This is a genomic window from Hornefia butyriciproducens (genome assembly GCF_009695915.1).
Taxonomy (GTDB): Bacteria; Bacillota; Clostridia; order Peptostreptococcales; family Anaerovoracaceae; genus Aminicella; species Aminicella butyriciproducens.
Map to the genome: position 1 here is coordinate 21,811 of NZ_VUMZ01000006.1, position 21,106 is coordinate 42,916.

The 21,106-nt window shown below is 51.2% G+C and carries 17 protein-coding genes and 1 pseudogene; all 18 read left to right on the forward strand.

What is annotated here, in order from left to right; translation table 11 throughout:
- Positions 1-20 precede the first annotated feature (20 nt).
- The 18 genes and pseudogenes from FYJ64_RS07150 (at position 21) to alaS (ending at position 21,058) form a co-directional block, all read left to right on the forward strand.
- Positions 21-2,705 carry an FtsK/SpoIIIE family DNA translocase gene (locus tag FYJ64_RS07150; protein ID WP_154574497.1) on the forward strand — a complete coding sequence of 895 codons (2,685 nt, stop codon included), beginning with the start codon at positions 21-23 and terminating at the stop codon, positions 2,703-2,705.
- Positions 2,702-4,027, forward strand: a complete 1,326-nt coding sequence (gene rimO, locus FYJ64_RS07155) for a 30S ribosomal protein S12 methylthiotransferase RimO (protein WP_154574498.1) — start codon at positions 2,702-2,704, stop codon at positions 4,025-4,027. The genes FYJ64_RS07150 and rimO overlap by 4 nt, the downstream gene beginning before the upstream one ends.
- A 1-nt stretch (position 4,028) precedes the next feature.
- Positions 4,029-4,586: a CDP-diacylglycerol--glycerol-3-phosphate 3-phosphatidyltransferase gene (gene pgsA, locus FYJ64_RS07160; RefSeq protein WP_154574499.1), complete on the forward strand. Its 558-nt coding sequence runs from the start codon at positions 4,029-4,031 to the stop codon at positions 4,584-4,586.
- Positions 4,583-5,125 (forward strand): CinA family protein, encoded by a 543-nt coding sequence (locus FYJ64_RS07165; protein WP_154574500.1) that lies wholly within the window; start codon positions 4,583-4,585, stop codon positions 5,123-5,125. Before pgsA ends, FYJ64_RS07165 begins: the two co-directional genes overlap by 4 nt.
- Positions 5,126-5,380: 255 nt before the next feature.
- Positions 5,381-6,469, forward strand: coding sequence for a recombinase RecA (gene recA, locus FYJ64_RS07170; protein WP_154574501.1), 1,089 nt, complete (start codon positions 5,381-5,383; stop codon positions 6,467-6,469).
- A gap of 48 nt (positions 6,470-6,517) precedes the next feature.
- Positions 6,518-7,957, forward strand: coding sequence for a transglutaminase-like domain-containing protein (locus tag FYJ64_RS07175; protein WP_154574502.1), 1,440 nt, complete (start codon positions 6,518-6,520; stop codon positions 7,955-7,957).
- Between the two features lie 176 nt (positions 7,958-8,133).
- A pseudogene (gene rplU / locus FYJ64_RS11675) lies at positions 8,134-8,436 on the forward strand (50S ribosomal protein L21); the annotation flags it as partial.
- Positions 8,437-8,680: 244 nt separating this feature from the next.
- The gene (gene rpmA, locus FYJ64_RS07185) at positions 8,681-8,941 is read left to right on the forward strand and encodes a 50S ribosomal protein L27 (RefSeq protein ID WP_075711906.1); all 261 of its coding nucleotides are present in this window, start codon (positions 8,681-8,683) and stop codon (positions 8,939-8,941) included.
- A 56-nt stretch (positions 8,942-8,997) separates the two neighbouring features.
- On the forward strand, positions 8,998-10,290 hold the full coding sequence (gene obgE, locus FYJ64_RS07190; RefSeq protein ID WP_154574504.1) for a GTPase ObgE: 1,293 nt from the start codon (positions 8,998-9,000) through the stop codon (positions 10,288-10,290).
- 17 nt (positions 10,291-10,307) lie between these two features.
- Complete coding sequence (locus tag FYJ64_RS07195) at positions 10,308-12,662, forward strand: TIGR03960 family B12-binding radical SAM protein (protein ID WP_154574505.1); 2,355 nt, start codon at positions 10,308-10,310, stop codon at positions 12,660-12,662.
- On the forward strand, positions 12,655-13,341 hold the full coding sequence (locus FYJ64_RS07200; RefSeq protein ID WP_154574507.1) for a TIGR03936 family radical SAM-associated protein: 687 nt from the start codon (positions 12,655-12,657) through the stop codon (positions 13,339-13,341). The genes FYJ64_RS07195 and FYJ64_RS07200 overlap by 8 nt, the downstream gene beginning before the upstream one ends.
- A 75-nt stretch (positions 13,342-13,416) precedes the next feature.
- Positions 13,417-14,055 carry a helix-hairpin-helix domain-containing protein gene (locus tag FYJ64_RS07205; RefSeq protein WP_206045583.1) on the forward strand — a complete coding sequence of 213 codons (639 nt, stop codon included), beginning with the start codon at positions 13,417-13,419 and terminating at the stop codon, positions 14,053-14,055.
- A 117-nt stretch (positions 14,056-14,172) separates the two neighbouring features.
- On the forward strand, positions 14,173-14,547 hold the full coding sequence (locus FYJ64_RS07210) for a sporulation initiation factor Spo0A C-terminal domain-containing protein (RefSeq protein WP_154574509.1): 375 nt from the start codon (positions 14,173-14,175) through the stop codon (positions 14,545-14,547).
- A gap of 89 nt (positions 14,548-14,636) precedes the next feature.
- Positions 14,637-14,822, forward strand: coding sequence for a DUF896 domain-containing protein (locus FYJ64_RS07215; RefSeq protein ID WP_154574510.1), 186 nt, complete (start codon positions 14,637-14,639; stop codon positions 14,820-14,822).
- A 118-nt stretch (positions 14,823-14,940) separates the two neighbouring features.
- Entirely contained in the window at positions 14,941-16,134 is a 1,194-nt protein-coding gene (gene nifS / locus FYJ64_RS07220; RefSeq protein WP_154574511.1) for a cysteine desulfurase NifS, read from the forward strand.
- Between the two features lies 1 nt (position 16,135).
- Positions 16,136-16,576: a Fe-S cluster assembly scaffold protein NifU gene (gene nifU, locus FYJ64_RS07225; protein WP_154574512.1), complete on the forward strand. Its 441-nt coding sequence runs from the start codon at positions 16,136-16,138 to the stop codon at positions 16,574-16,576.
- A gap of 166 nt (positions 16,577-16,742) precedes the next feature.
- A complete protein-coding gene (locus FYJ64_RS07230; RefSeq protein ID WP_206045584.1) occupies positions 16,743-18,392 on the forward strand; it encodes a phospho-sugar mutase in 1,650 nt (549 codons plus the stop codon).
- Between the two features lie 47 nt (positions 18,393-18,439).
- Entirely contained in the window at positions 18,440-21,058 is a 2,619-nt protein-coding gene (gene alaS, locus FYJ64_RS07235; RefSeq protein ID WP_154574514.1) for an alanine--tRNA ligase, read from the forward strand.
- Positions 21,059-21,106 lie beyond the last annotated feature (48 nt).

Below are 21,106 nucleotides of genomic sequence, written 5' to 3' on the forward strand. Positions count from 1 at the left end.
CAGCAAAGGAAGGGTATGGATTGGCAAACGTAAAGAATAAAAGCAGAAAAAATACAAAGAGCAGCTCAGGAGGAAAGCGCGGTGCAGCTTCCTCCGGCGGGTCAAAGCGTTCCGTGAACTCTCAGAGTGCGGGAGGGCGGCGGAGAAAAAAGGAAGATACGCCTGAGGAGGCCGCTGCGAGAGCCGATATCCGGGGAATGCAGGAGGAGCGGAAACGAAGCCGGCTGATTGATGACATCATATGGGGCATCGTTTATATCGCAGTCGGGGCTTTTATTTTCATTGCCGTGCAGTTTCAGGCTGCCGGTCAGTTCGGGAATGCGCTGGGCGACATTCTGAAAGGGATTTTCGGTTTAGTCGGCCTGATCCTGCCCTGGTATCTGATTTTAATCGGATTCCTCCTGATGCTCCACAAGGCCAGCCATTTCTCGGGGAAATCGCTTCTGGCCTGTATTGTAATGCTTCTGATGTTCTGTCTCCTGAATTCCGGAAGATTCATCGATGCGGCACATACTGTGATTACACCTTACCAGTTCTTTAATGATGGCGTCAGCCTTACCGGAGGCGGTGTCTTCGGCATGTCCGCAGGCACGCTTCTTGTGCGGTGGATCGGCAAGGCCGGACTCTATATTTTTTCCTTTGTCATTGCACTGATCAGTTTACTGTTCCTGGTCAATACGCCGCTGTCCAACGCACTGGAATCAGCCAGAGACAGGCGTGAGGAACGTCAGCTTATGCGGGAGCAGTCGCGTCTGTCCGCAGATGAGCCGCAGCCTTCTTCGCGGACGGGTCAGGCAGGATCCGGACAGGATGTCAGAAACGCGTTGGAAGCCGGAAACGGCGCGGCGGATCCCCCGGCCGGATCGGGCGATATCCGCATCGTCACGCCCTATGAGGATGCGACAGGAGAGAGAGCAAGGCATTTTGACGGACGGCGGCACGCCGGAAGCAATGTGGTCGATTTTATCCGAAAGGGGGATCCCTTCGGGCGGGATTCCGATGGCCGTGACACCATGGAGCCTGTGGAAATTGAACGGGGACTTGAAGAAATTCATACGCCTAGAGACGGATATGGTCTAGACGGGGAGATTCACAACTCGCAGGAAGCCGGAATTAATACTGAGAATTACGAGGGGCGAAAGGCTTCTGCCAGTGAAATCGCCCGGGGAGCCGCTGAGATCGGCGAGGGACTCGGGCTGAGGAACGGTGCTGCGGCGCTGACGAAATCCGTGGACAAAACTCACACAAAAAAATACCGGAAGCCGCCGATTGATCTGCTGGACAAGCCTCAGACCCCGGATCGCCGGGGGTTGAACGACGATCTGAAGAACAAAGCACGCCTTCTGGAAGAGACTATGCAGAATTTCAATGTCGATGCCAGAGTGGTTCAGGTTACTCAGGGTCCGGCAATCACCCGATATGAAATACAGCCCAACGTTGGCGTCAAGGTCAGCAAGATCGTCAATCTTGCCGACGATATCGCGCTGAATCTCCGGGCGAAGAGTATTCGCATCGAAGCACCTATTCCCGGAAAGGCCGTCGTCGGAATTGAAGTGGAAAACGATAAGATCAATATGGTGCGGCTCCGCGAAATCATCGATTCCAGAGAATTCCGGAATGCGAAGTCGCGGATTGAATTCGCGGTAGGTAAGGACATCGCCGGAAAGCCCATTGTCGCTGATCTGAAAAGTATGCCGCATTTATTGATTGCCGGCTCCACAGGCTCCGGAAAGAGCGTCTGCATCAACAGCATCATTACCAGCATCCTGTATAAGGCCAATCCTGATGAGGTGAAAATGGTTCTGATTGATCCAAAGGTAGTGGAGCTTGGAAATTATAACGGTATTCCGCATCTTCTGATTCCGGTTGTCACTGATCCGTCGAAAGCTGCGGCGGCCCTGAGCTGGGCTGTTGTGGAGATGACCAATCGCTATAAGATGTTTGCGGAGTCAAATGTGCGGGATCTCGGTTCATATAACCGGAAAATGAAGGCTGATGGAAATGCGGATATGGTGATGCCTCAGGTGGTGATCATCATCGATGAACTGGCGGATCTGATGATGGCAGCGCCCAACCAGGTTGAGGAATCGATCTGCAGGCTGGCACAGATGGCCCGAGCAGCAGGCATGCACCTGATCGTTGCAACGCAAAGACCTTCCGTGGATGTCATCACCGGAGTGATTAAAGCGAACATTCCTTCCAGAATCGCCTTTGCAGTTTCTTCGCAGGCTGATTCCAGAACGATTCTGGATCGCGGCGGGGCGGAGCATCTTGTCGGAAAGGGCGATATGCTGTTTAATCCGCTGGGCGTAGGCAGTGCCGTGCGCATCCAGGGAACCTTTGTCTCTGACGAAGAGGTGCAGAGAGTGATTGATTTTGTGAAGGCGCAGTCGGGCGAAGCGGATTACTCCGACGAGGTCATAGATACCATCGAAAGCGGAAACACCATGCTCCCGGATAAAAACGACAACGCTGACGAACTGCTGCCGGACGCCATTGAATGTGTAGTCATGCAGGGACAGGCCTCGGTGTCTATGCTTCAGCGGCGGTATCGTATCGGATATAACCGCGCTGCCCGTATCGTCGATGAAATGGAGGCAAGAGGTATCGTCGGACCACAGGACGGCAGCAGGCCGAGGCAGGTTCTGATGAGTGAGGAAGAATTGGCAGAGTTAAAGGAGAAGACACAGGAAACAAATCCATGAAAGTATATTTTGACACCCTGGGATGTCCCAAGAATTTCAACGATTCTGAGATGGCTATGGGAATCCTGGAAGAAAAAGGCTATGAAATCGCAGAGACGCCGGAGGATGCGGATGTCTTTATCGTAAATACCTGCGGGTTCATCGATGACGCGAAAAAGGAATCTATCAGCGAGATTTTCCGTATGGCGGAACAAAAAGGAAAGGACAGGAAACTGATCGTTTCAGGCTGCCTTGTACAGCGGTACTCGCAGGAACTTTTTGACGAACTTCCTGAGGTGGACGGATTTCTTGGCGTCAACGACTACGACCGTCTTCCTCAGCTTCTGGATCAGATGACAAAACCCGGTTCAGAGCGTTTTGTCGTCAGCAATCCCTGCGACCTGACCGCCATCGAACAAGAACAGGAACACCGGCACCTGCCGGAAAATCTGTATACCGCCTACCTGAAAATTGCAGAAGGCTGCGACAATGCGTGTGCCTACTGTGTTATTCCCAGGATTCGCGGACCTTACAGAAGCAGACGGCCGGAAGCGGTAATGGAAGAGGCCCATCGGCTCGCGGAGGCCGGATGCCGGGAACTGATTCTTATTGCTCAGGATCTGACCTATTACGGAACTGATCTCCGGGGGAAACCGGCTCTCGCAGAGCTTCTCCGCAGCCTGTGCCGCATCGACGGGATTCAATGGATCCGTCTGATGTACTGCTATGAGGATCGGATTACAGACGAACTGATTCAGACCATTGCTGAGGAAGAGAAGATCTGTAACTATATCGATATTCCGATCCAGCATGCCAGTGACCGGATACTTGATCGTATGAACCGGCACTCGACGGAGGCTTCGCTGCGCGGAACCATAGACCGGCTTCGGAATGCGATTCCGGATATTCATATCCGTACAACACTGATCGTCGGATTTCCGGGAGAGACCGATGAGGATTTCGATATTCTGTACCGTTTCGCAGAGGATGAACGGTTCGCCAGACTCGGTGTCTTTCCTTATTCCAGGGAAGACGGTACCGTTGCCGCGGAAATGCCGGATCAGATTCCGGAGGAAATCAAACAGCAGCGGCTTGACAGTATCATGATGCGCCAGATGGAAATTTCGCTGGAGAACAACCGGAGCAAGCTTGGGCAGGTTCTGGAGGTGATTGTGGATGAAACTGATGAGGACGGATCCTGTATCGGACGGACTCGCTATGACGCTCCGGATATCGATAATTCGGTGATTTTCACGCCACTGAGGGAGCATTGTCCTGGAGATATCGTTAATGTGGAGATTTTAGAGGCCTTTGACTATGATCTGGAGGGCCGGGAGGTTTAAAATGAATTTACCGAACAAACTGACGGTTTGCCGTATGATCGCGGTACCGTTTTTCATCGCCGCGTATCTGACCGGGTACTTTATAATCGCACTGATCATCTTTATCGCGGCGTCATTCACGGATATGCTTGACGGAAAAATCGCCAGGAAATACAATCTGGTTTCCAATTTCGGAAAAATCATGGATCCTCTGGCAGACAAAATTCTCGTGTACTCTGCGTTCTGCCTGATGATCGGCGACGGAACGATTCCTGCCTGGATGCTGATCGTCATCCTGGCACGTGAATTTGTCGTCAGCGGCGTCCGTACTGTCGCAGCATCCGACGGAATCGTCATCGCGGCGGCCATGAGCGGCAAAGCCAAGACAGTGCTTCAGATGATCGCAGTACCTCTGCTGCTGTTCATGCTGGCACTGAAAGGAAACGCCGGCGGCGCGGAACAGATCATTTACTATCTGGCATACGGATTCCTATGGGCATCTCTGATCATGACTGTCTATTCAGGAATCGAATACATCGTCAAAAACAGCAATGTGTTTAAGGAAGAAAGCAAATCATGAACGGCGGAAGAACTGAAACAGCAGAAGATTTTTTCAGCGAAGGGCTCTTCAGTGCATCAGAACGTCTGCTGATTCGGTCAGCGGGAAGAAAACTTGTAGAAAACCATATTACAATATCCTGCTGTGAATCCTGTACCGGCGGACTGTTTGCGGCGGCACTGACCGGAGTTCCCGGAATCTCCGGTGTATTTGACAGGGGGCTTGTCACCTATACTGAGCGTGCCAAAATGGAGGAACTTGGCGTCAGGAAGGAAACGCTGGCGACTCATACAGTTTACAGCGCGGAGGTCGCCCGGGAGATGGCAGAAGGCCTGTACAGAAAGACAGGGAGCGATATCTGTGTTTCCGTAACCGGGATCGCCGGTCCGGACGGGGCACTCCCCGGAAAGCCGGTTGGAACAGTCTATATCGGCTGCTGTCATTGCGGAAAGGTTCAGGTTGAGATGCTGCAGACAGGAAGCTGCAGCCGGAGCCGGAATCGCCGTGATGCAGTTATTGCGATGTTTCGTCTGGTCGTGAACACTCTGAAAGAAGAATAAATTGACATTAAATGGTAATCGTGATATAGTGTGGTTACCATTTATTTACATATTATTCAGATACATATTCCACCCGCTATGGCTTTCAGCCGGAAAATGCATCGTTTGTTTTTCATGTAAACGCTTGCATAGAAGACTGCGTTGCGTTATTCGGACGAGGAGAAAGCACGAGTGACCGACGGGAATAAAGACTTGACAAAAGACCGGTTTCATGTAGAATAAAATAAGAACAAATGTTCTTTGTGGAGGTAAGGAATGGCAAAATCAACAGAAAAAGATGCACGGGAGAAGGCGCTGAATGATGCACTGTCCCGCATACAGAAGCAGTTCGGGCAAGGTGCAGTCATGAAATTGGGTGACGCAAGCGCTCATATGAATATAGAAACGATTTCCACCGGCTCTCTGAGTCTTGATATGGCAACGGGGGTAGGCGGTGTACCGAGAGGAAGAGTCGTCGAGATCTACGGACCGGAATCCTCCGGCAAAACAACGCTGACGCTTCACATCGTGGCAGAAGCACAGAAGGCCGGCGGTAAAGCCGCATTTATCGATGCGGAGCATGCTCTTGATCCGGTTTATGCGAAGAATCTTGGGGTGCAGATAGACGACTTGCTGGTTTCACAGCCGGATACCGGCGAGCAGGCTCTTGAAATCTGCGATATGCTGGCCAGCAGCGGCGCTATCGACGTGATCGTCATCGACTCTGTCGCCGCCCTGGTGCCGAAGGCGGAGATCCAGGGAGAAATGGGCGACTCCCACGTAGGCCTGCAGGCGAGACTGATGTCGCAGGCACTCCGTAAACTGACGGGAACTGTGAACAGAACCAATACCTGCGTTATCTTTATCAATCAGCTCCGTGAGAAGGTCGGTGTCATGTTCGGAAATCCGGAGGTTACAACCGGCGGACGCGCGCTGAAATTTTACTCTTCCATGCGCATGGATGTAAGACGGATAGAAACCATCAAGCAGGGCGATCAGATGCTTGGCAACCGCACCCGCGTTAAAATCGTAAAGAATAAAGTTGCTCCGCCCTTTAAAAAAGCCGAATTCGATATCATGTACGGCAGAGGCATTTCGCTGTCCGGCGATGTGCTCGACTGTGCCGTCAACGAAGGAATCGTGAAAAAGGCGGGCTCATGGTTCAGTTACAACGGCGACCGCATCGGACAGGGACGTGAAAATGTAAAGAACTATCTGGAAGCCAATCCGGAAACCCTGGAGGAAATCAGACGGAAGGTCATGGATACTCTTGACGCCGGCGAGGGGCAGACCGCAGATGCTCCTGATACACCTGCGGTACCAGAGGACATTGTCGTCGATGAGGACGGCGTGATCATCGAATAGATTTTCGCAGAACGGACTGCTCTGTAACAGCAGAAGGGAGATTCTTCCATGCAGAACGATGAACTTAAATATCTGACCGTTCCGCTTCCCGACGACATTCTTGCCGAGCGGATGAGCGGACATTTCGAGAACGAAATAAAAATGATTCAATTCCGCCTTTCCGACCGTTTGCTGTCTCGGGCGATGAGATCGCGTCTGGAATACGAGCTGGAAAATATCACGGTACTGCGCAGGCGGTACACGATTTCTCCAGACGAGGCCGTAAAAATGATGCAGGTAATCATTCCGGATTTTACCGCAGAGGAGCTTGAGACGCTCCGTATTCAGTCGCGCGCCGACTGGATCTATCTGAACGGGGAAGTCCGGTTCATAGACAGCTTTCGCGGAACGCTGCTGGAGACCTATCCGGAATACCGAAGGCGTGCTCGCAGGCCGGAGGAAGATTCGCGGCTGAAAGATGAATGCGTTGAAAAATCCGGCACGGTGAAATGTCTGGCGGCACATATCCATATCATACACAGTATCCGAATCGACGGAGAAGATGTCCGGGAGGGAGAATCGCTGCTGGTTCATATGCCTTTTCCGCATAAGACTGCGGAGATCAGTGATGTACGTTTAATCCGATCCTCGCGGAAACCGGTCAGGCTTCCGGAGGAAGACGAACTGCAGCCGACGGTCTGCTTCCGGGACACGGCCGCACAGAACCTGACCTTTGAAATTGAATATTCGCTGACCACGACATATCCTGTTACCGACATGGAAGCACTCGGCAGGATTACAGACGGAATCGCGCTGGTTCCTCCGTCAGGCACAGCGAATGATTACAGACTCAATGTACCGGGACAGGGAATAATCGAATATCCGGAAAATGTTAAACCGTATCTTTCGGAGAAACTCCCGCATATTATTTTCTCACCATATCTGAAAGCTCTTTCGGACGAGATATGCGGGAATGAATTTTCGCCGCTGCGAAGGGCGAGGCTGATTTATGATTTTGTGACAACCCGGATGGAATATCGCTTTATGCGTGATTATTTCGCGGTTGAGAGCATCGCGGAATCTGCTGCGGCGTCGCTGCGGGGGGACTGCGGCGTGCAGGCGATACTTTTCATCGCGCTGTGCAGGATCAGCGGGATTCCCGCCCGCTGGCAGTCCGGACTTATCGCTTCTCCTGAACATGTCGGAGAACATGACTGGGCGATGTTCTGGATTCCGGAAGCCGGATGGCTGTATACTGATCCGTCTTACGGAAACTCTGCCTGTGCGAAAGGCAACACGGCGCAGTGGAACTTTTATTTCGGGAATCTGGATCCATATCGCATTCCGATCAATAACGAGATGCAGGCAGAGCTTATACCGAAAAAAAAGTTCTCGCGGATAGATCCCATCGATAATCAGTGCGGAGAGGCAGAATGCGAGAGTGCGGGAATCCGCCTTAACGGACTTCACCGGACCTATACCGGAGTAGATATACGTCTGATGGATTGAAAATCCGGACTGAAAATCCAGACTAAGGACTAAATCCGGACTAAGGACTGAAAATAGTTTGACAAGCCTTCTTTTATGTGCTAAACTGACTAAGTTAGACCGCTCGGAAAGGGTTCCTTTAAAGTGCGTATGCGCTACCCGAAAAGGCGAGACTGGTAAGAGGAGGTAACAGAAATATGTATGCAGTAATTGAAACCGGCGGAAAGCAGTACCGCGTTCAGGAAGGTGATGTGCTTTCTGTGGAGAAGCTGGGAGTTGAGGCTGGTGAACTTGTCGCTTTCGACAAAGTCCTCGTGCTGAGTGATGACAACGGAATTCAGGTCGGAACGCCGTATGTGGACGGAGCCAAGGTTGTCGGCGAGGTCAAGGAAAACGGAAAAGGCCAGAAAGTGATCATCTTCAAGTACAAGAGCAAGAAGGATTACAGAAAGAAACAGGGTCACAGACAGCCGTATTCTCTGGTACAGATCACAAGTCTCACAGGAGAGATGAAAAAGGCGGAGAAGCCTGCGGAGGCAGAAACATCCGAACCGAAGGCAGAGGAAACCGAGACTCCGGAAGCTAAAGAGAAAAAGGTTTCAGCGTCCATGAAAAAGGATGAGCTGATTGCCTATGCAAAGGAACATAATATCGAAATTGATGAGAAGGCCACCAAGGCAGTGATCATTGAGACGATTGAAAACGCTCAGTAGGATTGTCATTCAGTAAGGAGGTGTACGGTCTATGGCAAGTAAAAAGGGAGTAGGAAGCTCTAAGAACGGTCGTGAGTCCGAGTCCAAACGTTTAGGCGTCAAGACTGGTGACGGTCAGTTCGTTACAGCAGGAAGCATTCTGGTAAGACAGAGAGGTACCAAGCTTCATCCAGGCAATAATGTGGGAATCGGCGGTGATGATACGCTGTTCGCCAAGATTGACGGCGCTGTAAAATTTGAGAGAAAAGACAAGACCAGAAAACAGGTCAGTGTCTATCCGAAGGAAGCATAAAACACCAGGAGCCCCTATGCAAGTAGGGGCTTGTTTTTGATTTTAGAGGGATATAGATGTTTGTAGACAGAGCGAAAATTGAAATCCGATCCGGAAAAGGCGGAAACGGGGCCGTGTCTTTCCGCCGGGAACCGTTTGTCCCGGAAGGCGGGCCGGACGGAGGCGATGGAGGAAAGGGCGGAGATATCGTTATCGTTGCAGATAAAAACCTGCGAACACTGATGGATTTCCGCTACAAAAAAAAATACGCTGCTGAGAACGGCCAGGACGGAATGAAAAAAAAGAAATTCGGCCGGAACGGTCAGGATCTCGTTATTAAAGTTCCGCAGGGAACCGTCGTTATTGATGAAAAGACAGGACTTGTCATGCAGGACATGGTGGAGGACGGACAGTCCTTTGTTGCCGCAAAAGGAGGCCGCGGAGGCAAGGGAAACGTACATTATAAAAATTCTGTCCGGCAGGCACCGAACTTCGCGGAAGCCGGAACCGAGGCACGTGAGCGCACGATCATTCTCGAACTGAAAATGATTGCAGACGTCGGACTTGTAGGTTTTCCGAATGTTGGAAAATCCAGTCTTCTCGCGGTTTCCACCAGTGCGCGGCCGAAGATTGAAAATTATCATTTCACAACGATTGAACCGAATCTCGGCGTGGTGCACATTCATGATACCAGTTTTGTAATGGCAGACATCGCGGGGATCATTGAAGGCGCTCACCGGGGACTCGGACTCGGACTGAAATTCCTGAAACACATCGAACGTACGCGGGTTCTGATACATGTTGTGGACGTATCCGGAAGCGAAGGACGCGACCCCATTGAAGATTTCGAGAAGATCAACAGTGAGCTGCTGAAATACAGCGAATCTGTAGCCCGCAAACCGATGCTCGTCGCTGCCAACAAAATTGATCTGATCGGTGAGGATGCACCCGGATATCTGAAATTCAAGGAATACGTCGAGTCCAGAGGATACCGGGTATTTCCGGTTTCCGCACCGATTCGTCAGGGCGTTCCCGCCCTTCTCGATGCGGCGCTGGCCGAGCTTCAGAAGGCGCTTGCAGAGCCGGAGCCGGAACCGGAGTATCAGTACTTTGACTTTGAAACGGACGATATCGATCCGGACTACCGGGAGGTGTATGTTGCCCGGGAGAAGGGAGCCTACGTCGTCACAGGAAAACAGCTGAAAAAGATTTTTGACTCCACCAATTTCAACGATTTCGGCTCTCTCCGGTATCTGTATAAATACATTGAGAAGAAAGGCGCCATCGATAAGATGATAGAAATGGGGCTGGAAGAAGGCGATACGATCCGCATCTTTGACTACGAATTTGAATATTATGACGAGTATTGACAACGAGGAGGTCGGACATGTCAGAGTCCAGACGACTTACGGAAAAAGACTGCTTTGAATATTTTAGGAAATACAAAACTCCCCCGCATGTCATCGCTCACTGCGAGGCGGTGAGCAAAACGGCTGTGAGAATTGCGGAGGAATTGAATCGCCATGGATATGACCTGGATATCGGACTGATCCGGTATGCCGGTCTTATTCACGATGTCGCACGTCTGCAGGAGCATCACGAGCAGGTTGCAGCAGACATGCTGGAGGCGGACGGCTTTTACGACGAGGCTGCAATCGTTCGAGTTCACATGTTCTATAAATTCGGAGACATTAGCCAGATCAGTGAGACAGATCTCGTATGTCTCGGTGACCGCCTCGTCCGCGAGGACGAGTATGTGGGTCTGGACAAAAGAGTCGATTATCTGATTCACAAAAAAGGTGAGAATCCCGAGAGAACACGACACCTTCTGGCGGCCAGAGAAATGACCCGCGGTTATATGGATCAGATCGAGGCTGTGATCGGACGTACCGTGGACAGTCTGTTCCGTCCTCCGCTGGATTATCTGCTGAAACAAGTTGAGAAACCGGCACGCTATATCGGAAATGAAGTGAACGTCGTCGTGAAAGACCCGGCCGAGACCGAACTGCGTTTCGCATTTGCGTTTCCGGATATGTACGAAATCGGAATGTCGTATATGGGTCTGCAGATCATCTACAATCTTGTGAACAAAATGGAAAAGATATGCTGCGAACGGGTTTTTGCACCCGCACCGGACATGGAGGCGCTTATGCGCCGGGAGAATTATCCTTTGTTCACGCTGGAGACAAAGACTCCCTGCCGGGAGATGGATCTCTTGGGATTCACGCTGCAGTATGAAATGTCGTTCACCAATATCCTCAATATGCTGGAGTTGTCAGAGATTCCTCTGCGTTCCGACGAGAGGAGCGAGAGAGATCCGCTGGTGATCGCCGGAGGGCCATGTGCCTTCAATCCAGAGCCTCTTGCGGATTTCATCGACCTGTTCCTGATCGGCGATGGAGAGGAAGCGCTTCCGGAATTTCTGGAACTTATTCGTGTATGCCGTAAGCAGGGGCTGTCCCGGGAGGAAACGCTGAAACGTGCCGCAGGACTGTCGGGCGTTTATGTTCCGTCCTTCTATGAGCCGGTTTACGATGCGTCGGGAGTCGTTCTCGAGTACAAAAAAAAGTGGTACGGAGCGCCTGACCGGGTACGCAAGGCGATCGTCAGTGATCTGAATCACGCGGAATATCCGGTAAACAACATCGTCCCGCTGATTGAAACCGTTCATGACCGGGCTGTGGTGGAGACTTTCCGCGGATGTACCCGGGGATGCCGGTTCTGTCAGGCCGGAATGATTTACCGTCCTGTTCGCGAACGGAACCGGGAAAATATTCTCAGGATCGCTGCAGAACAGCTTAAGCGTACAGGGCATGACGAACTGGCGCTGATGTCTCTCTCCACCAGCGATTATTCGGATTTTGAGGGGCTTGCCATGGAACTGACAGAGTACTGCCGGGAACGCAATGTCTCCCTTTCTCTGCCGTCGCTGCGTCTGGACAGCTTTTCCTTCCAGGTGCTCGAGGAGATTCAGAAGTACAAGAAATCGGGTCTGACTTTTGCCCCGGAAGCGGGAACACAGCGACTGCGGGATGTGATCAACAAAGGAATCACTGAGGAGGATATCTACAGTGCGGTGGAGCAGGCGATTGAACTCGGATGGCGTCATGTGAAACTTTATTTCATGATCGGTCTGCCCTCTGAAACGGATGCGGATCTGGACGGAATCGCCGAAATTGCGAAGAACATCATCAATATTCATAAGCGTTCCGGACGGGGCGGACGCTTCAATGTGACCGTGAGCATTTCCAACTTTGTTCCAAAGGCACATACACCGTTCCAGTGGTTCCCGCAGAATTCTACTGAGGAGTTTAAGCGAAAGCATGATTATCTGACGGAACGCCTCCGGATCAAGGGCGTCACGTATAATTACCATGATGACGCCGTCAGCACCTGCGAGGCTGTATTCGCACGGGGCGACCGCCGATGCGGGCAGCTGCTGCTGAACGCACACCGGGCGGGATGCCGGTTCGACGGATGGAGTGAATATTTTGACCGTGATAAATGGAACGAACTCCTGCAAAACTGGGAGGTTGACTACCGTTTTTACACAGAGAGGGAACGATCCTGCGACGAGGTGTTCCCCTGGGATGTGATTGACAGCGGTGTGACAAAGGACTTTCTGCTCCGGGAGAACCGGAAGGCAGAGCAGGCGATGACAACGGCAGACTGTCGTTCCGGCTGCTCTGGATGCGGCGTGAATCAATATACGTACTGCAGTCAGGAGGGATCTCATGTTTAAATATGTGCTGGAATTTTCCAAGCGTGGTTACATCAAATACACATCTCATCTCGATCTGCAGCGGATTATGAAACGGGCGTTCCGACGGGCCGGCATCGAGCTGCAGTACAGCAGGGGATATAATCCCCATCCCAGGATGAGCCTCGCGCAGCCGCTTTCACTGGGCTACGAGGCAGACGCGGAGTGGCTGGAGATTGAAACCGAAGAGCCGGTAAGCGCGCACCGGTTTCTGACAGAATTGCAGAAAAATCTTCCGGAGGGAATTCAAATCGTCCGGTGCGGAGAAATAAAAGAAAAAAAATCTCTGGCAGCGTCTGTTTCCGGAGCTGTCTATACCGTTTGTTTCCCGGTGCCGTATTACAGAGAGGATTTCCCTGCGATAACGAAGCGCTATCTGGAACAGAAGCAGATTATTGTTCAAAAGAAACAGAAAAAAAGCAAAGAACTGCGCGAAGTTGACATCCGCGAAAAAATCCGGACGATGACGACGGAAGAAGGATGCCGCGGGAAGCTGCGCATCCGGCTGGAACTCGACTGCGGCAGCGCATCCAACCTGAGTCCGGAGCTTGTCATCCGTTCTTTTCTGGATTTCACCGGGCTCTCCTGCCGGCGGTATGAAATTGACGTGACGCGGAACGGACTGATTCTGCCTCTTGACTATGCGATCCGATGGATGTAAAATAATGGAAGAAATAAAAGAGAAAGGAACCGATTCACGAAGGAAAGTACAGGAAAAGGAACAGGCAATATGGATATGGAGAAACTCAGGCAGGGTCTGCGAAAGCTGACTGAAAACAGAAATTCCATAAAGCTTTTAGCGGTGATAATGATCATTATCACCGCCTTTCTGTTTTATGGGATGAAAGAGAAGAATGACACAATTACCGTTTCTGAAGGATTTCCGGCGGCAAAGGAAGACGCAGGCGAGAGGAAATCTTCCTCAGAAGGCATTCTCTATGTGGATGTAGGAGGAGCCGTCGCCCGACCCGGCGTCTACAAAATGAATTCTGGGGATCGTGTGTTTGAAGCGATTGAAAAAGCCGGCGGGCTGACGAAGAAGGCGGACACATCTGCACTCAATCAGGCGGAGGAGGTGAAGGACGGGCAGAAGATTCAGATCCCTGAGAAAGGGGAAACCGCAGGGGCGCCGGGTACCGGCACAGCAGAAAATTCTTTGTCGGCATCGGTATCCGCTCCGGGTGACAAAATCAACATTAACACAGCAGATTCCACGGCACTTCAGCAGATCAGCGGAGTCGGACCGGCGACTGCACAGAAAATCATTGATTACAGGACACAGAACGGTCCGTTTAAGCGTATCGAGGATCTGAAGAATGTCAGCGGAATCGGGGAAAAGACCTTTGAGAAAATGAAGGAAAATATTACCATTTAATTTAGAATATATTGACAGGTTAAACATAAAGAGGTAATATTTATCATGTGTTGTGTGTGCAGTTTGCGCAGAGTTATTTGCAGCTGAAATAATTGAGGGAGGATCATCAGAACAATCATGAATCAGAAAAGAAACAGTATGCTGTATTGCGAGATAGGGCGTCATGTTCGCGAACTCGGAATCCATTCCAGCATGACGGGTTACCTGTATTTATGTGATTGCTGCCTTTTGATACGGGAAAATATGAATCTTCTTTACCAGATTCAGAAGGGCTTATATGTCATGGTCGGAGAAATCAATAACATTTCCCCCTGCAACGTGGAAAAATGCGTCAGAAAGGCTATCGCTGCGGCGTGGCAAAAGGATCCGGACAGGATGAAAGACAGACTGCGCGCTTATTTCCCTGAGGAGATCACCAGACGTCCGACTGCGACGGAGGTGCTCAGTTACGTCATCTGGCGGATCAATGTTGAAAATCCGGAAGCAATCTGATACAATATGTTCTGTGCCGGCAGGGTTCCGCAGCGCTTTGCCGGCACAGACCAGACATTACACCAGCAGAGATACAAGGCGAGAGGGATATGATCACAAAAGAAAAAATCGATCGGATTAACGAGCTGGCCCATAAGGCGAAAAGCGAAGGACTGACCGAAGAGGAAAAACTTGAGCAGGGGCTCCTCCGGGAGGAATACATCGACAGTTTTCGGGCAAATCTCAAGGCACAGCTGGATCGCATCGAATGGACAGATGATAAGAAAAAGTCATGAAAGACCGCGAGACCGGCGTTCCGGTCTCTTTTTGTGCCTAAAATAATGGATTCGCTGTTTGAAAATGAGGTTATATGGTATAAACGAAATAGATTAATTCAGAAAAGGAGCTAAGAACATGACGGAGAGCAGAAAAGTATATCTTGACTATTCAGCGACGACACCGGTCAGGGACGAAGTATTAAAGGAGATGCTGCCGTACTTTACCGAGCATTTCGGCAACGCATCCAGTTTATATACCATTGGACTTGAATCCAAAGCGGCGATCGATAAGGCGAGAGAGCAGGTTGCGAATCTGATAGGAGCCTCGCCCAAGGAGATTTATTTCACCGGCGGCGGAAGTGAATCCGATAACTGGGTTCTGGAGAGTATCGCCAACGACATGAAGAGCAAGGGCAAAGGTAACCATATTATCACCAGCAGAATCGAACATCACGCAGTGCTGCACACCTGCCAGTTTCTGGAGAAGAACGGATATGAGGTCACATATCTGGACGTGGAAAAGGATGGGACCGTCACACCGGAAGCACTGGAAAAAGCGATTCGCGACGATACGGTTCTGATCAGTATCATGTATATCAATAATGAGATCGGAACCATCGAGCCCATCAGGGAACTGGCGGAAGTTGCTCACAAGCACGGGATCCTGTTCCATACAGATGCTGTTCAGGCTGTGGGAAATACACCCATCGACGTGAAGGCGGCCGGCATCGACATGCTTTCCATGTCTTCTCACAAAATTTACGGGCCGAAGGGGGAGGGCGCTCTCTATGTAAGAAGAGGCGTTCGTATTCCAAGCTTTATTCACGGCGGAGCCCAGGAAATGGGAAAACGGGCTGGCACAGAGAATCTGGCGGGAATCGTTGGATTCGGAAAGGCTGCGGAACTGGCGAAACAGAATCTGGAAAATCACGTCCGCCACTGCTCAGAACTCAGAGATTATCTGGTACAGCAGATAATGGAAAAAATTCCTGACGTATATCTCAACGGACCGGCTGACATGAGCCGCCGTCATCCCGGAAACGCCAACATCACCTTTGAATACATCGAGGGCGAGTCGATCCTGCTCCTGCTGGACAGTTTCGGCATTGCGGTTTCCACAGGCTCCGCCTGCTCCTCCAAGTCACTGGAGCCGTCACATGTGCTGTCGGCGATCGGCGTGCCTGACGAGATGATACACGGAACAATCCGGTTCACTGTCGGAGATTTCACGACAAAGGAAGATATTGATTACACAGTGGAATGCCTGGTCAAGGTTGTAGAAAGACTGAGAGAGATTTCCTCAGTAAACAGTCAGAAAGGATGGAACTGATATGGGACTTTATAATGATACAGTAATGGATCACTTCATGAATCCGAGAAACGTGGGAGAGATGGAAAACCCGGACGGCACAGGCGTATACGGAAGCCCGGTATGCGGTGACATGATGCAGGTCCAGGTAAAAATCGAGGACGACATCATTAAGGACGCTAAGTTTAAAACCTTCGGCTGCGGAAGCGCTATCGCTTCTTCCAGCATGGCAACTGAAATGATTATCGGAAAGCCTGTCGAGGAGGCTCTGGAAATCACCAACAAAACCATCATCGACGAGCTGGGCGGACTGCCTCCGGTCAAGGTTCACTGCTCCGTTCTGGCGGATCACGCAATCAAATCCGCGATTTATGATTACGCGCAGAAGAACGGAAAGCATTATAAAGGTCTGGAGGGATTCGATCCCAACGCAGACGACGATGACGAGGGCGGCGAAGAATAATAGCAGGCCCTTCTGTAAAAGAAAACAGACATCTGACAGAAGGAGTGGCACATCTGTAAAAAACGGTGCGCCGCTCTTTTTTATTTTGTGTTTTTTCGGAGCCGCCGTTCCTTTTTCTCCCGGAAAACAGTTTCATAATACGGCGTGCTGTGATAAAATAATGCTTATGGATATGAACGAAATCACACGCAACGCGGAACGGGAATATATTCGCTGGAGCGAACAGATCCGCGAGGGCGATGAATATTATGAAGAGTTTCGTGCGCTGGTGGATAATCCGGAAGAGCTGACGGATTCCTTCTACTGCCATCTCACTTTCGGGACATCCGGAATGAGAGGGCTTCTGGGACCCGGACCGAACCGGATCAACGGGATTGTGATTCGGCGCGCCAGCGCCGGTCTTGCGAACTACATGAACCACAGGTTCCGATCGCCTTCTGCTGTAATATCGTATGACAGCAGAGCGGGTTCTGCTTATTATGCCCGGGAAACCGCACGGGTTCTCAACGGAAGCGGAATACGGACATGGATCTTCCGGGAACTGACGCCGGTTTCCTGCCTCTCCTACGCCATCCGTACACTGAAGTGCGACATGGGCGTCATGATCACCGCCAGCCATAACCCGAAAATCTATAATGGTTATAAAGTCTACAACAGCGAGGGATATCAGATTGTCGGCGAAGAGCCTGAAAGCATCCTGAACGAAATCGAAAAAATCGACTTTTTCGATGCGATTCCTTACAATGATGACGGAGTCCTGACCGTGGATCCGGAAATCGGAAAAGATTTCGTCCGAAGCATCACAGCACTGTCGACCCGTATTGAGCCGGATCGGCTCAATCAGCTGAAAACTATCTACACGCCGCTGAACGGTGCCGGCCGTAAATATGTCCGTCAGGTATTCCAAAGTATCGGATATAAGAACTTTGAAATTGTGCGGACACAGGAGTATCCTGATGAGAATTTCCCCACCTGTCCGCAGCCGAATCCGGAAAAGATACTGGCCTTCAATGAAGCCTTCCGGCGGGCGGATATCGCAGGAGGTGACCTGCTGATCGCCACTGACCCGGATTCTGACCGTGTCGGCGCGGCACTTTACCATGAGGGAATGCGGACATTGCTCACAGGCAACCAGCTGGGCGTGCTTCTGCTCGATTACCTTTGTCATATACGTCCCCCCAGACCGGGCCAGATTGTCGCGAAGAGCATCGTAACGTCACCGCTGGGAGAGCGCATCGCAGAACGATACGGAATGAAAGTGGTCAATACACTTACCGGTTTCAAGTATATCGGAGATCTGATCAGAAGACTGCGGGAAGAAGGCCGGCCGGAGGACTTTTACTTCGGTTTTGAAGAGAGCAACGGTTATCTGCTCAGCCCGTTCATCAGTGAAAAGGACGGCGTAAGCAGCGCCATGCTGATCGTAGAGATGGCGGCCTTCCACAAAAGCTACGGGAAAGATCCGGTAGACCGCCTGAATGAGCTGTATGAGGAGTACGGAATCTGCGTCGATAAAATCCGAAACTACTACTTCCAGGGGGTACGCGGCCGCATAGCTATGGAAAAGATTATGGAATATTTCCGCGGAGAAATCGGAGATTCCATCGGCGGACGGCGGATCCTGCGTAAAATTGATTATATGGAGGATACCGGGCTTCCCAGGGCAGACGTTGTCCAGTTCTGGCTTGAAAACGGAAGTACGCTGGCGATTCGTCCCTCCGGCACAGAATCGAAAATGAAAATCTATTCCTTTGAAACAGAAGATTTCACATCTGTAGAACGAGAAATCATCCGAATCATTGAGAAATACCGATAAATGATGTATAATACAGTATCATCGCAAATTTGGAGGACTTAACATAAATGGAAAAGAAAGGTTTAAACGAAATAAGAAAAATGTTCCGTGATTTTTATGTCAGCAAGGGACATTATCCGGGAAAGAGCGCATCGCTGATTCCGAAAAACGACAAGTCACTGCTGATCATCAATTCCGGAATGGCGCCGCTGAAGCCGTATTTTTCAGGACAGGAGACGCCGCCTTCCAGGAGAATGACGACTTGTCAGAAATGTATCCGTACAGGAGACATCGACAATGTGGGACTGACCTCCCGCCACGGGACATTCTTTGAAATGCTGGGGAATTTTTCGTTCGGAGATTATTTCAAGAAGGAATCTCTCACCTGGGGATGGGAATTCATCACTGAGGTACTGAAAATGCCTGAGGATCGAATCTGGGCCACAATCTATAAGGATGACGAACAGGCCCATGATATCTGGAGAAGTCTCGGACTCCCGGAGGAACGGATCGTCCGTCTCGGAAAAGAAGATAACTTCTGGGAAATCGGGCTTGGCCCCTGCGGCCCCGATTCAGAGATTTTCTACGATCGGGGGCCTGAGTACGGCTGCGGAAAGCCGGACTGCCGACCGGGCTGCGACTGCGACCGGTATATCGAATTCTGGAACCATGTATTCACTCAGTTTTCAAAGGAAGAGGACGGCAGTTATTCTGACCTGGCTCATCCCAATATTGATACGGGAATGGGTCTGGAGCGCATCGCGTGCCTGATGCAGGATGTGGATTCAATCTTCGACGTGGACACGATCCGTTACATCCTGGACGGAGTAGTTGAACTATGCGGAATCCCCTATGAATCCGGTAACGACAAAGCTGACGTTTCCATCCGTATCATCACTGACCATCTGCGGTCCATGGTTTTCATGATCGCGGATACTATCACGCCGTCTAATGAAGGTCGCGGCTACGTACTGCGCCGCCTGATCCGGAGAGCGGCCCGCCACGGGCGCATGCTTGGGATTCAGAGCGGATTCCTGGCCGGACTGGCGGATCGGGTCATCACCGTATCCGGCGAAGCCTATCCGGAGCTGACCGAAAAACAGGATTACATCAAAAACATCATTTCCGCCGAGGAACGGCAGTTTATGGCGACTCTCGAACAGGGGGAATCCATTATCGGCGAATATATCGAAGAACTGAAACATCAGAACGAGAAGGTGCTGGACGGAGAAAAAGCGTTCCGGCTCTACGACACCTACGGATTTCCTCTGGAACTGACAAAGGAAATCCTGGCTGAAAACGGAATGTCCGCCGATACGGACGGGTTCAGCGCCTGCATGCAGAAGCAGCGCGACACGGCGCGGGCAGGACGGAAGAATACGGAAGAACTGGGATGGGAAGAAGGCGACACGGACATAGACGTTCCGGAAACGGTGTTCCACGGCTATGACACGCTCAGCGGCAGCGGAACCGTACTTGCACTCTATCGTGACGGCAAACCCGTCCAGGAGGCGACAGCAGGCGATCAGACAGTCATCTATCTTGATCAGACGCCATTCTATGCGGAAGGAGGCGGTCAGGTAGGCGATAAAGGTTTTATGTCTACTCCGAATGGCCGCGTGGAAATTCTGAATACGACGAAGTCCAGAGGTGTATTCGCTCACAAAGGAGCCGTCACCGAAGGTGTGATCCGGAGAGGAGATACAGTCTGCAGTACTGTCAGCGCTGCACTGCGCAATCAGACTGCGAGAAATCATACAGCAACGCATCTCCTTCAGAAAGCTCTCCGTGAGGTTCTGGGCACACATGTAGAGCAGGCGGGATCCTTTGTGAACGAAAAAGAGCTTCGTTTCGACTTCAGCCACTTCACCGCTATGAAGCCTGAGGAAATCGCACAGACAGAGCAGCTTGTCAATGAGAAGATCTGCGAATTCATTCCTGTGACGACCACGGAAACATCCTTCGCTGAGGCGCAGAAAATGGGGGCTATGGCTTTGTTCGGCGAAAAATACGGAGAGCGTGTCCGTGTAGTCAGCTGCGGCGATTTCAGCGTCGAACTCTGCGGCGGCACGCATGTGTCCAATTCCGGCCAGATCGGTGCACTGAAAATCATGAGTGAATCCGGAGTCGCCTCCGGAGTTCGCCGTATTGTTGCCGTTACAGGAACCGGCATTCTGGATGCAGCTAAAAGGGCAGAGGAGACAGTCGCGGAGGTATCCGAGGCAATGAAGTCCCGGCCGGATCAGGTTGCGGCGCGGGCTTCCGCGCTGATGGCGGAACTTCGGGATACAAAACGTGAACTCGAAGAATTTAAAAAAGCCGCCATGGACAGCAGTCTTGATGCCATGATACGTGACGCTGCGGAAATCAACGGAGTCCGCCTGATCACGAAGCAGTTCAGCGATTATAACATGAACGATCTCCGCAGTCTTTCCGACGAAATCCGGGCGGCCTGCGACCATACGGCAATGGTGTTCGCAACAGTCAGCGGCGGGAAAGTTACTCTGCTGGTTTCACTTACGGATGATCTGACCGCCCGCGGTCTTCACGCCGGAAAGATGATCAAGCAGATCGCCGCCAAAGTCGGAGGAGGCGGAGGCGGTAAGGCCGATATGGCACAGGCCGGCGGCCGCAATCCGGAAGGTATTTCTGAAGCATTTAAGGTTGCAGAAGAGCTTCTGGCATAGTATAATAGGCATTAGATAGATTCGATTCATTTATGAATCATTGAACAG